Genomic DNA, 12,730 nt, shown 5'->3' on the forward strand with positions numbered 1-12,730 from the left:
AGCGCCAACGATGCTCCGCCACCGCTCGCCGACTGACGGTACGTGACCGCCACATGATCTTCGCTACTTCGTAAACCCGCCCGGAGCCGCCCCCTGACACGAGGACAGAAACTGTCGAACACCGCACTGGAAGCGGTCCGGGCACCGGTCGAGCACGGCTTCGCCCACCTCAAGAACTGGCGCGTGCTCGGCAAGGTCCGCACCGACCCGACGCGGGCGACCGCCCTGGTCAGGTCCCTGCTCGTCCTCACGAACCGCGAAGTCTCCCGGTGACCGACGATCTTCACCGAAGTCATCCGCCCACGACCAGCACGAGCACCCCGAACCCCACGCACACCAGACCCGTGACCAGCAACTTCACGATGCACAGTGCTCAATGGTGCCGTGCTCGGGCTGAGCCGGTCGGCGGAGAATCGGACACTCACGACCGACTGCGCCGTGCTGCCCTTGCGCAGATTGCAGGAACCGCAGATTGCCTGGAGGTTCTCGCTGCTGGTCCGCTCGCCCTGGCTCCATGGCACGATGTGGTCGCCCTGCATCAGGTCGAAGGGAATCGCGCGCCTGCAGAGATTGCAGACGCAGCCCTGCAACTGCCATGCACGCCAGGTCTCCTGGCACGTAAATGTTCGCCGGGCATCGACTGTCACGTAGGGAGGGTAGTGAGCGGGGACCAGGGGAGGCGGATGACCATCGAGATGTCCTAAGCTCGCACGACAGGTCGCCGTCGACCTCACCCCCGACCAACTCGCCTTCCTCTCCGTAGCCGGGCATACCGTCGGCACCCGCACAGCCGAGACAACGAACCGCCGCCGCGGCCGCCGGTCGTGGTGGGGGATGCCGGACCGCCCCCCGGGACATTCAGAGGGACAGGGCCGACTCACCGAGGAGGTGGCTGTCCGCCTGATTGGAGCGGCAGTACGGCGTTCTTCGTGAGGAATCCTGGAAGCCCGGGCCACGCCAGTACGTCCTCGCTGATGCCTCGGCTACGACTTCCTCATCACGACGGGGATCGCACTCTCCTGTACGAGGCGAAGGCCTTGGCCGTTCGCAGACTTGCGTCTACTGCGATCGCAGCAGGCGGGGTGGCGAGGGATGGCCTGCCCTCCCCTCGTGGGCGGAGGTGCACGCCGCCGGGTCCGGCGTACTGGGCAGGGTCGGCGGCACCGCGGACCTCGACCGGCGGTTCATGAGGGCCGGAGCGCTGCAGCTGTCATGGAGCTCGGTTCTCTGTGGCTGTCCCGATCGTGCCGTATCGACAGGCCGCGGTGGCGATCGTGCTCCGGGGCCCATCAGGGCCGACTCACCCTGGCACAGAGCCGCCCGCATTCGGGCGGGCCGCCGACGCCCAGCTGGGCTGGTCGGGGTCCCAACGGGGTGATCCGGCTTGTGATGGCCACCACCGACCCGACCACCCTGCCCGAGACACCATGACCCGCCGCCACCATAGCCTCGTGAACTGCGCGTATAGCCTGACTCGTCTGCCGCTCTGCATTTCCGCAGGTCAGAGGTCATGTTTTTCAGGCAAACAAACCGTCGGGGTCGAATCCGGGTCGAAGGACCGCCACGAGAACCATCGAGCGGTTCGTGCACGCCATCGGCGTGCCGACCGGTTCCCCGACGCTCCCGGGTCGGCTGATTGCTCCGGTTCCCGAGGACTACGAGGCCGCCGGTAAGGAATTCGGCATCGAGTTCCACCCGGAGTGGGACCCGAGGACCGCGGAGAGTTGAGTTCAGACAGCAGTCCTGGGTGGTCCCGACTGCAGTCGGAGTGCACGGGGCGGAGGTATCGGATGTTCCACCGTCAGGGACCGGAGCCGCGGTACCAGTTTGTAAGCCGTGATGACGCACCGGTCGGACTGACAGTGACGCAACGGGAGGCGAGCTGCACCTGCTCAGGGAAGGATGTGTCCTTCCCTCTTCTCCGGAGCGAGGTAAAGGATGCCCGTGATGGCTGACAATGCGACCCAAGCCAAGCGCTCGTCTTCCAGTCGGCATCGTGACCGCGGCCTCCGTGCGCAAGAGACATGCCGCGCGAGCACGTCGACCAGGCCACAGGAACGGCCCGAGAGGACTGGTCAGAAAAAGAACGTCATCGGTCGGCTGGGGCTCGGCGTCGAGCGCATCGGCGATCTCCCGTAGTCGGGATCAGTGAAATGCCTGCTCAGAGCAAGCACTCGCCCGCAGGGGCGTTGTCAGGGACGGCCTGAGAGGCCGCCGGCGCGCTGGTGTGACGCGCGTTCGAACGGTGGGACAACGCCGAGGCCCGCCCGGGAACGGCGGCGCATGCCTCGTACGTGCTTCAGAGGGAGTTCGCGCTGCAGGGCGGAGCCGGTTGCTGGGACGGTCGGTCAGGCGGGGAACGCGGACCGGGCCAAGCCGCCGAAGTCGAGTACGTGGGTGGTGCCGTTCACACCCCGGGCCAGGTCGGAGACGAGATAGCAGACGGCCGCCGCGATCTCCTCGGGGCGGTGTACCGGGAACGGCTGGTCGTCGAAGCCGGCCTCGACGAGCCCGAGGTCGGCCCGGGACATCGGGGTGTCGACGATGCTGGGGGCCACGCAGTTGACCCGCACGCCGTACGGGTCGAGGTCGGTGGCGAGCGCCTTGGCCAGCATCAGGACGCCGCCCTTGGAGGCGCAGTACGCGGCCATGCCGGGCGCGGCGACGAAGCCGGAGTTGGAGGCGACGAACACGATCGCCCCGCCGCCCCACTCCCGCATGGCCCCCGCCGCGTGCTTGGCCAGCAGGAACTGGCCGGTGAGGTTCACCTCGACGGTACGGGAGAAGTCGGCGCGGGAGATGTCGGTGGGTGCCTTGCCCATGGGGCCGGAGATGCCGGCGCAGCCCACGGCGACGGCGAGGCCTTCGCAGTCCCGTACGGCGCCCGCGACCGCGTCCTCGTCGGTCACGTCGCCGGTGTGCCAGTGGACGGAGCCGGGCAGGTCCGCCGGCCGCGGGGCGCGGTCGAGGACCGTGACCCGCGCCCCCTCGGCGAGCAGCGCGGTGACGACGGCACGGCCGATGCCGCTGGCGCCGCCCGTTACCAGGGCCGTACGGCCGGTCAGTTTCAGATCCATCATTCAGTCCTGGTTCTGACGTGGGGTGATCCGGAAGTCGAAGGGCACCGCGCCGGGGTCGATGACCGTGGTGCCGCCGTCGACGGTGAGGGTCGTGCCGTTGACGTACGAGGACCGCGGTCCGAGGAGCCACAGCACGGCGTCGGCGATCTCCTCGGCGGCGGCCGGGCGGCGCTGGGGGACCAGCGCGGTGACGGCCTCGTACGACTCCTCGACGCTCATGCCCAGCGGGCCGCCGAACTCGCGCATCTCCTCGTCGGCCATCTCGGTGCGGGTCCAGCCGGGACAGACCGTGTTGGCGCGCACGCCGAGCGGGCCGAACTCGGCCGCGATGGTGGTGGTCAGCATCGCCGCGCCGGCCTTGGATGCGGCGTAGGCGGACATGCCGGTGGGCGCGCGCAGGCCGGCGATGGAGCCGACGGTGACGAACGCGCCCCGGGTGGCGGTGAGTTGGCCGATGGTGGCGCGGGCGAGCAGGAAGACCGAGGTGAGGTTGGTGGCCAGGGTGGCGTCCCAGTCCTCGTCGCTGAGGTCGAGGACCCCGCCGGGGCGCATGACCCCGGCGTTCGCCACGACCCCGTCGAGCCGGCCGTGTTCGCGTACGACCGACTCGACCAGGTGCTCCACATCCGTGCGGCTGGTGACGTCGGCGACGTGCGCGGTGGCGCCGCAGCGGGCGGCGACCGCCGCGAGGGCGTCCGGTCGCCGTCCGCAGACGGCGACCCGGGCCCCGGCGGCGCACGCGCGCTCGGCGACGGCGGCGCCGATGCCACTGCTCGCTCCGGCGACCAGATAGACGGGCGGCTGTGCTGCGGTCAACGTGTCACCGCCGTACGGGACTTGACCGCGACGGCGGCGACCACGGCGAGCGCGCACCAGCCGATGGCCCCCAGCGCCGCCCAGATGGTGGGGGAGGGCACCTTGTACACGGAGCCGAAGAGCGCGCCTCCGGTGATCAGCACGCCTATGACCGCGGCGCCCCAGACCTTGGCCGGGCTCGCGTGCCCACGCAGTCCGCGGGGTGCGCCGAAGCACATCGCGAGGTAGATCGAGGCCAGGCAGAAGATGCCGAACGCCGACAGCCAGGCGTACCAGCTGAAGTAGTCCGGCAGGCCGGGCACGGAGACGCCCTTCGGGAACGCCTGGCTGACGAGGAGGATCAGCAGGTAGGCGACGGCGACCACCGCGGTGCCGCCGATCGGGGTGCCGCGCCGGGCGTTCACCCGGGTGAGCTGCTTGGGCAGCCAGCCGTCGCGGGCCATCGTCAGCACACCGCGGGTGACGGAGACCGAGATGCCGATGTAGACGGCCAGCATGTCGAGGAGGATGACGAGTTCGACCAGGCGGGCCAGCCAGGTGGCGCCGTACATGCCCGGCGAGGCGAGCGTGGTGAGCGGGGCTCCGGCGTTCTCTGCGACGGCGGAGACGTCGAAGTGGAAGCCGGCGATCTGGGCGTAGCAGCCGAGCAGGAAGAAGACGGCGGAGGCGATCAGTGAGATGAGGACGGCCCGGGGGATGGACCGCTGGGGTTCGGCCGTCTCCTCGGCCAGGTTGGCTGCGGCCTCGAAGCCGGTGAAGAGCAGTACGCCGTAGATCACGGAGAAGGCGATGCCGCTGAGGCCCTGGGCCGAGCTGGAGGGCTTGAAGGCGGTCAGGCTGTTGTCGCCGCCGACCTTGACGATCAGGTAGACGAAGAAGACGGTCAGTACGGCCATGGAGACCAGCGCGAGCGCCAGCTGCATCTTGACCGAGATCTGGACGCCGATGTGCACGACGGCGACGACGATCGCCAGGACGATCAGCTGCCAGGCCCACACGGGCACGGCGTCGAAGCCGAACTCGGCCTTGAGGTCGTCGTACAGAGTGCCGCCGATCAGTACGGCGATGCCCGCGCCGAGGACGAGGACGCCCAGGTAGTAGACGTATCCGGCGGCGGCGCCGAGGCGGGTGCCGAGACCTTCGGTGACGTAGTTGTAGAGCGATCCGGCGGCGCGGATGCGGCGGGCGTAGGCGGAGACGATCCAGCCGATGCCGAGCATGCCGATGGTGCCGATGAGCACCGCGAGCGGGGCGGCGGCGCCGGCGCCGTTACCCGTGGCGGTGGTGATGCCCACGAGCATCGGGAGCAGGACGGAGACGGAGAAGACCGGGCCCATGAAGCCGACCGACTGTGCCACCACGTCGGTGAGGGACAGGGTGCCCGCGGTGGGTGCGGCTTGGGGCGTGGTGCTCGGTGGTGCGGTCTGGTGCGACATGGATCGCTCCATCCGGGAAGAGCCGCGGACGTGCGGCGGCGATGGCGGTCGGGAGACGGGCGGCGGGCGCGGGTGGAGCCGATGCTTATCGTTTGGGCCCGTACGTTATTCCGGGTTCCGCCTGTCGGCAATGGTCTGGATGTCTCGACTCGGCAAAGGGGTGTGCACTGGGCGCGCCTCTTGCCGTGCGGTCCGGTCGTGTCTATTGTTTGGTCTCAAACGAAATTCCGGCGAACCGGAGGCCCCCGGTGTCAGACAGCACTCCGCCCGCACGCGCCGAACGGCTCGCGGCCCTCGCCGACGACCTGTCCGGCCGGGGCATCGACCTTGTCCGTGTCCTGTGGAGCGACCTGCACGGCGTCGCCCGGGGCAAGGAGATCGCCACCGCCGAACTGCCGCACTTCGCCGACCACGGAGTGGCGTTCTGCCAGGCCCTGATGGTCACCGACCTCGGCGGCAACCCGCTCGACGTACCGGAGTCGGCGGCCAGTGGCTGGCCCGACGCGGACGCCCTGATCGACCCCGACACACTCGCTCTGCCCGGCTACGCGCCCGGCATCGCCTACCTGCTGGCCGAGGTCACCGACCCCGCAGCGGGCGGCGCTCCGCTGGGCTTCGACCCGCGGTCCATGCTGCGCGGGCAGATCGACCGGCTGGCCGCCCGCGGACTGCACCCCGTCGTCGCCCCCGAGCTGGAGTTCTACCTGCTCCGTGAGGATGCCACCGCCACCCACGGCTGGCGTCGCTACCTGGACCGCGACACTGCCGGCTACGTCGTCGGCACGGCCTACGACCCCGACGACATGCTCCCCCTGCTGATCCGCGAGTGCCGCGCGCTCGGCCTCCAGGTCCACGCGGGATTCCAGGAGTTCAGCGGTGGCCAGTACGAGATCAACCAGTGGCACGGCCCCGCGCTCGGGGCGGCCGACCGGGCCTTCCTGTTCAAGTACGCGGTCAAGGAGATCGCGGCGAAACGCGGGATGCGGGCCACCTTCATGGGCAAGCCATTCGCCGACCGCTCCGGCAGCGGCCAGCACATTCACGTCTCCGTCACTGACGAGCAGGGCACCAACCTCTTCGCCGACAGCAACGCCGACGACGGGCTCGCCCCGCTCGCCAAGTCCTTCCTGGCCGGCGTCCTGGAGCACGCCCCGGCCCTGATGGCCGTCCTCAACCCGACCGTCAACGCCTTCAAGCGCCTCGCCGATCCCGGCTCACTGGCCCCCGTCACCGCCAACTGGGGCTACGACAACCGGCTCGCCTTCGCCCGCATCCCGCCCGAGCGCGGCCACGGCACCCGCGTCGAGGTCCGCATCGGCGACGGGGCGGCCAATCCCTACCTGGCGATCGCCGCCCTGCTCGCGGCCGGACTCGACGGCATGGAACGGGACCTGACACCTCCGCCGCCCATCGCAGGCGCCCGCGGCGACGACGGCGCCCCGCTGCCCACCTCGCTCGGCGCGGCACTCACCGCCCTGGAGACGGACAAACTCCTCGCTCAGGCGCTGGGCGACCGCTTCGCCGAGGTGTTCACCGCCCTGAAGCGGCAGGAACTGGCGCGCTTCGACAGGGCCGTCACCGACTGGGAGTTCCACGAGTACTCGTGGATGCTCTGAAGAACGGAGTGCGTACGACCATGACGACCGTCCCAGCACCCCGCATGCAACTGGTGCTCAGCGAGAACTGGACCATGACCGGAGGCCGGGCCGACCTGCCCACGCTGGTGCGCTGGGCCCGCGAGGCCGAAGACGCCGGGTTCGACTCCGTGATGATCAGCGAGCACATCGTGCTCGGCCCCGACGCGGGCGTGAACGGCGTCATGGGCAACCCGCGCGACTACGCCCTGCCGGGCAACCAGGACCCGTACACCCCCTGGCCCAACTCCCTGATCCTGCTCGGCGCGATCGCGGCCGTGACCGAGCGCCTCCGCCTCGCCGCCTCCGCCGTGATCGCCCCGCTGCGCCACCCGCTGCTGCTCGCCCGCGAGTTGGGCACCCTCGACCTGCTCTCCGAGGGACGCCTGATGGTGCTGCCCAACGTGAGCTGGAGCCGCGACGAGTACGACGCCCTGGGCGTCCCCTACTCCCGGCGCGGGAAGCTGCTCGACGAACACCTGGAGATCTGGGCGAAGTTGTGGGGCCCGTCCCCCGTGTCGTACAAGGGCGAGCACTACAGATTCGAGAACGTCTACTTCGAGCCCAAGGCCCACCGGCCCGACGGCCCGAGGCTCTGCTTCGGCGGCGCCGGCATGCACGACGCCATGGTGCGCCGGATCGTCCGCCACGGCCACGCCTTCAACCCGCTCGGCCGGCCGACATCCGAGCAGATGCGCATCCTCGCCGACGCGATGGCGGCCGAGGGCCGTGACCTCGCCGACCTGGAGATGATCGGCGGCACCCGCGCGGTGTTCCCGGACGATCGCTCGTGCGCCGACCTCGGCCGGGCGCTGGAGTCGATCCCCGAGCAACTGGAGCAGGGCTTCACGACGTTCTGTGTGAAGCCCTCGCAGTTCACCGACGACCCGCACGGCGTCGGGGCCTTCTGCCGCGACGTCATACGCCGGGTGGAGTCGCTCACCTCCACCTCCCCCTCATCCAGCGCCTAAGGAACGTCATGGCCAGTGTCCGTGGTTACTTCCCTCCCAAGACGGCGACCGGTTCGTCGTCGCTGATCCCCTCCCCGCCGTGGCACTACTCGGGCGACCTGCTCACCGTCGAGTACCGCACGGATCCCTCGCGGGTACGTGAACTGCTGCCCGAGCCCTTGGAGTTGGCCGACGACGATCCCGGTGCGGTCGCGCTGATCTGGGCGGACTGGCAGTCCTGCTCGGCGTCGGCCGAAGAACTCCTCGACCCGGTACGAGCCCAGTACAAGGAGGCGTTCGCGGTCGTCCGCTGCCAGTACCGGGGGCAGACGTACTCGCGCTGTGTGTACATCTGGGTCGACAAGGACTTCGCCATCGCGCGCGGGCTGCACCAGGGGTATCCGAAGAAGCTCGGGTCCATCCACCAGACGCGTCCGCATCCGTACGGGCCCGCTCCACGGATCGAGGCGGGAGCGCGGTTCGGGGCGACCCTGGCCGCGGCGGACCGGCGCCTGGCGCAGGCGGTCGTCACTCTGCGGGAGCCGTCGCAGACGAACGGGTTCGTCAACGGGCACGCCATGGCCCATCACCGATGGCTGCCTTCGATCGAGAAGGGCAAGGGGCTCGCTCTCGATGAGCTGATCGAGTCCGGTGCGGCCTCATTCGAAGGGGGGCAACCCTGGCTCGGTGACGCCGAGCTGGAGCTCTTCGAGGCGCCGACGGAGGAACTGGCCCGGCTGGAGATCCGGGAGCCGATCGCCGCGTACTACCGCCAGGTCGGGGTGGTGTGGGACGGGGGGCGGTTGCTGGAGGCCGGTACGTCGTCTGCGCGCCCCTGATAGGCGTACTCACCCTTCGTTCAAATGGAGCACTTCTCATGTCTGACAAGATCACTGTCGCCGGGGTTTCCGTCGACACCCGGCACTGGATCGGGGGTCGACGCGTCGCGTCCGCCGAGACGTTCACCGATGTCTCGCCGATCGACGGAAACGCCCTCGGTGAGGTCGCCCGCGGCGGCCCGGCCGAAGCCGAAGCCGCCGTTGCCGCCGCTCGTGAGGCGTTCCCCGCGTGGGCGGCCACCCCGCGTGCGGAGCGGGCCCGCATCCTGCACGCCATTGCCGACGGCGTCGAGAAGCGGATCGAGGAGCTGGCGATCGTCGAGACGAACGACAACGGCGCTCTCCTGCGTTCGCACCGCCGTGGTGTGATGCCCCGCGTCGCGCACAACTTCCGGTTCTTCGCGGACTGGTTGCTGAAGCTGGACCACGAGGACTTCGAGACGCGCGGCCACACGAACCGGGTGAGCTGGGACCCGGCGGGCCCGAGTGTGCTGATCACGCCGTGGAACGCGCCGCTGATGCTGGCGACGTGGAAGATCGCCCCGGCCCTCGCCGCCGGCAACACGGTGATCCTCAAGCCCGCCGAGTGGACCCCGCTGACCGCCTCACTGCTCGCGGACATCGCCGCCGCGGCCGGGTTGCCCGCCGGGGTGTTCAACGTCGTCCAGGGTTACGGCTCCGAGATCGGCGACGCTCTCACCTCGCACCCGGACGTGCGCCGGATCAGCTTCACCGGGTCCGTGCCGACGGCCCAGCGCATCGCCGGGTCCGCCGCCGTGAATCTCACCCCGCTCAGCCTCGAACTCGGCGGCAAATCACCCCTGTTGGTGTTCGCCGATGCCGACCTGGACCTCGCCGTGGACCTCGCGGTGGAGCAGTACGACAACGCCGGGCAGGTCTGCCTCGCGGCGACCCGGTTCCTCGTCGAGGAGTCGGTCGTCGAGGAGTTCACGCGCCGGTTCGTCGAGAAGGCGAGCGCGCTGAAGCAGGGCGACCCGCGTGACGAGGCCACCGACATCGGGCCCAACATCCACCCCCGTCAGCTGGAGAAGATCGACGGGTTCGTGCAGCGGGCGCTCGCCGCCGGAGCCCATGCGGTCATCGGCGGACACCGCGGCGACGGGCAGTACTATGCGCCGACGCTGCTCACCGATGTCGCGCAGGACTCGGAGATCGTGCAGGAGGAGGTCTTCGGACCCGTTCTCACGCTCCAGACCTTCACCACCGAGGACGAAGCCGTCCGCCTCGCCAACGACACCCGCTTCGGCCTCGCCGCCACCGTCGCCACCGGCGACAAGGAGCGCGCCGAACGTGTCACCGCACAGCTCGTCGCGGGCACGGTCTGGGTCAACTGCTTCTTCGTCCGCGACCTCCAGGCCCCCTTCGGCGGCTCACGCCAGTCCGGCGTCGGGCGTGAGGGCGGCACCTGGAGCTTCGACTTCTACTGCGACCTCAAGAACACCGTCACCGCACCGAACGGATGGCAGTAACCATGGGCGAGATCGTCGGAGCCGGGCTGCTCGCCCACGTACCCACCATCGTGCTCCCCGAGGCCGACCGGCTGGAATTGAATGAGGGCAAGGAGATCACCCTCGTCACCGGCCTGCACCAGCTCCGCAAGGACGTCTTCGAGTCCGACGACTACGACACCGTCGTCGTCCTCGACTCCCACTGGGCCACCACCGTCGAATTCGTCGTCACCGCGCAGCAGCGCCGGGCCGGGCTGTTCACCTCCGAGGAACTGCCGCGCGGCATGTGCCGGATGCCGTACGACTTCCCCGGCGACCCCGAACTCGCCCACAACATCGCGAAGTTCGCGGACCGGCACGGCACCTGGATCACCGCGATCGAGGACGAGTACCTGCCGATCTACTACGCCACCATCAACCTCTGGAAGTTCCTGGGGGAGGGGCTGCCGGACAAGCGGTGGGTGACCATCGGGGTCTGCCAGACCGGCGACATGGAGGACCATCTGCGCCTGGGCCGCGCTCTCGCGGACGGCATCGCCGCCACCCCAGGCCGTCGTGTTCTGGTCATCGCCTCCGGTGCGCTGTCGCACACCTTCTGGCCGCTGCGCGAGATCCGCGACCACGAGGCCAGCGACCCGGTGCACATCTTCACGCCCGAGGCGCGGGCCGCCGACGAGGAGCGCATCGCCTGGTTCAAGGAGGGCCGCCACGACAAGGTCCTCGACACCATGGACGCGTTCTGGAAGTACAAGCCGGAGGCGAAGTTCTTCCACTACCTGATGCTTGCCGGCGCCCTCGGCGAACAGGCGTGCACCGCCAAGGCCCGACAGTACGGCCAGTACGAGAACTCCGTCGGCACCGGCCAGGTCCACCTCTGGTTCGACCGCCCCGCCGGCGGGTGGACCGGCACCACTCTGCCCGCAGCCGCTTCCCCACGCACCCCGCACAGCCGCCCCCAGGAGGCCTGACATGCCTGAATACCGCCGTATCCTCCTGGACGGCGCCGCCGTCCAGGTCACCGTCGAGGGTGACGAACTGGTCGCCGGGGACGGCCGCCGCGTCAAGACGGAGGAGGCGCGGCACCTTCCGCCGGTCGTGCCGTCGAAGGTGATCGCCGTCCACCTCAACCACCGCAGCCGCGTGGACGAGTTCCAGATCCGACTGACTCCGACCCCGACGTACTTCCACAAGCCGACCTCGGCCCTGAACTCACACCAGGGTGCGATCGTCCGCCCCGAGGGCTGCAAGTGGCTCAACTACGAGGGCGAGGTCGCGATCGTCATCGGCAAGACCGCGCGCAACATCTCCCCGGCCGAGGCGGGGGAGTACATCGCCGGCTACACCATCGCCAACGACTACGGGCTGCACGACTTCCGGGACACCGACGCCGGGTCCATGCTCCGCGTCAAGGGCTCCGACACCCTCTGCCCGCTCGGCCCCGGCCTGGTCACCAACTGGGACTTCCACGGCAAGTACCTGAAGACGTATGTCAACGGGGAGGTGGTACAGGACGGTTCGACCGACGAGATGGAGTGGGACATGCACTACCTCGTCGCCGACATCGCCCGCACCATCACCCTCTACCCGGGCGATGTCCTCCTGTCCGGGACGCCCGCCAACTCCCGTCCCGTACGACCCGGTGACATCGTCGAGGTGGAGGTCGAGGGCCTGGGCCGGCTCACCAACCACATCGTCACCGGCCCGACCCCGATCCGCAGCGACGTGGGCGCGCAGCCCACGGAGTCGGAGGAGGTGCTGTCCACGGCGCTCGGCGGCGACTGGGAGTTCCGTGGCATCCGCCCGCCGCAGCGGTAGACAGGGGTCACTCACCTGCGTCGATGACCTGTCGCAGGTAACACGTATGATTTGACGCCGAACGAATTCGTGGGGAACCCATACGGTTCAGTGGCGCATCGGAGGTGTGCGGTGTCCGGGCAACGATCCATCGTCGAGACCGAGAAACTGGTCAAGGCCAAGCTGGGCGACACCCCCATCCGCCATGAGCAGATGGCAGTCGTCGCGAACATCCACCGGGCCGCTGCCGCGGTCCGTCAGCACGTGGAGAACTCCGTGCTGCGGGGTTGCGACCTGACCTGGACCGGGTTCGTCGTGCTCTGGGTCGTGTGGATCTCGGGCGAGACGGAGACGCGGCTCGTCGCCGAGGAGGCCGGGATCTCCAAGGGCACGCTCACGGGTGTCGCCCGGACACTGGAGTCGCGAGGACTGGTGCGGCGCGTCGAGCACCCCTCCGACGGCCGACGGGTCCTGCTCGGACTCACGGACGCGGGGGAGGCCCTGATGCAGAGCCTCTTCCCGGAGTTCAACGCGGAGGAGGCCTTCGTCGCCTCCCCGCTGAGCGACGAGGAGTGCCTGGCGACCGCGGACGCGTTGCGCCGGATCGTCGTCCAGGTCGAGACCCACGGCGAGGAACGCCGCCTGGAACTGCTCGACGGTGCCGAGCCCGCCCCGCGGCGCAGCGGGCGTCGCCCCAGGACCTGAGCCGCGT

11 protein-coding genes and 2 pseudogenes are annotated in these 12,730 nt (G+C 69.6%); 9 read left to right on the top strand and 4 right to left on the bottom strand.

The window, feature by feature from the left end:
• Positions 1-78: 78 nt before the first annotated feature.
• Positions 79-273 (top strand): annotated as a pseudogene (locus tag QQY66_RS42610) (transposase family protein); the annotation flags it as partial.
• Positions 274-440: 167 nt separating this feature from the next.
• Here QQY66_RS42610 and QQY66_RS50645 read toward each other — a convergent pair.
• Positions 441-956, bottom strand: a pseudogene (locus QQY66_RS50645) (HNH endonuclease); the annotation flags it as partial.
• Positions 957-1,584: 628 nt separating this feature from the next.
• Here QQY66_RS50645 and QQY66_RS42615 point away from each other — a divergent pair.
• Positions 1,585-1,728 (top strand): hypothetical protein, encoded by a 144-nt coding sequence (locus tag QQY66_RS42615; protein ID WP_301985766.1) that lies wholly within the window; start codon positions 1,585-1,587, stop codon positions 1,726-1,728.
• Positions 1,729-2,348: 620 nt separating this feature from the next.
• On the opposite strand, the gene QQY66_RS42620 is transcribed toward QQY66_RS42615, so the two are convergent.
• Genes QQY66_RS42620 through QQY66_RS42630 form a run of 3 tightly spaced genes read right to left on the bottom strand, consistent with a single transcriptional unit; the run spans position 2,349 to position 5,332 of the window.
• The gene (locus QQY66_RS42620; protein WP_301985767.1) at positions 2,349-3,080 is read right to left on the bottom strand and encodes an SDR family NAD(P)-dependent oxidoreductase; all 732 of its coding nucleotides are present in this window, start codon (positions 3,078-3,080) and stop codon (positions 2,349-2,351) included.
• Positions 3,081-3,896 carry an SDR family NAD(P)-dependent oxidoreductase gene (locus QQY66_RS42625; protein WP_301985769.1) on the bottom strand — a complete coding sequence of 272 codons (816 nt, stop codon included), beginning with the start codon at positions 3,894-3,896 and terminating at the stop codon, positions 3,081-3,083.
• Positions 3,893-5,332: an APC family permease gene (locus QQY66_RS42630; RefSeq protein WP_301985770.1), complete on the bottom strand. Its 1,440-nt coding sequence runs from the start codon at positions 5,330-5,332 to the stop codon at positions 3,893-3,895. The genes QQY66_RS42625 and QQY66_RS42630 overlap by 4 nt, the downstream gene beginning before the upstream one ends.
• Positions 5,333-5,580: 248 nt before the next feature.
• Between QQY66_RS42630 and QQY66_RS42635 the strand changes: the two genes are divergently transcribed.
• From QQY66_RS42635 to QQY66_RS42665, 7 genes are all read left to right on the top strand, one after another.
• Entirely contained in the window at positions 5,581-6,948 is a 1,368-nt protein-coding gene (locus QQY66_RS42635) for a glutamine synthetase family protein (RefSeq protein ID WP_301985772.1), read from the top strand.
• 20 nt (positions 6,949-6,968) lie between these two features.
• Complete coding sequence (locus QQY66_RS42640) at positions 6,969-7,937, top strand: TIGR03619 family F420-dependent LLM class oxidoreductase (protein ID WP_301985774.1); 969 nt, start codon at positions 6,969-6,971, stop codon at positions 7,935-7,937.
• An 8-nt stretch (positions 7,938-7,945) separates the two neighbouring features.
• Entirely contained in the window at positions 7,946-8,755 is an 810-nt protein-coding gene (locus QQY66_RS42645; protein ID WP_301985775.1) for an acetoacetate decarboxylase family protein, read from the top strand.
• Positions 8,756-8,793: 38 nt separating this feature from the next.
• On the top strand, positions 8,794-10,245 hold the full coding sequence (locus QQY66_RS42650; protein ID WP_301985776.1) for an aldehyde dehydrogenase: 1,452 nt from the start codon (positions 8,794-8,796) through the stop codon (positions 10,243-10,245).
• Between the two features lie 2 nt (positions 10,246-10,247).
• Positions 10,248-11,192 (top strand): 3,4-dihydroxyphenylacetate 2,3-dioxygenase, encoded by a 945-nt coding sequence (locus QQY66_RS42655; protein WP_301985778.1) that lies wholly within the window; start codon positions 10,248-10,250, stop codon positions 11,190-11,192.
• A 1-nt stretch (position 11,193) separates the two neighbouring features.
• The gene (locus QQY66_RS42660) at positions 11,194-12,039 is read left to right on the top strand and encodes a fumarylacetoacetate hydrolase family protein (protein WP_301985780.1); all 846 of its coding nucleotides are present in this window, start codon (positions 11,194-11,196) and stop codon (positions 12,037-12,039) included.
• A 111-nt stretch (positions 12,040-12,150) separates the two neighbouring features.
• Positions 12,151-12,723: a MarR family winged helix-turn-helix transcriptional regulator gene (locus QQY66_RS42665; protein ID WP_301985781.1), complete on the top strand. Its 573-nt coding sequence runs from the start codon at positions 12,151-12,153 to the stop codon at positions 12,721-12,723.
• Positions 12,724-12,730: the final 7 nt, after the last annotated feature.

Origin of the sequence: Streptomyces sp. DG2A-72, assembly GCF_030499575.1 — a bacterium.
Lineage (GTDB): Bacteria > Actinomycetota > Actinomycetes > Streptomycetales > Streptomycetaceae > Streptomyces.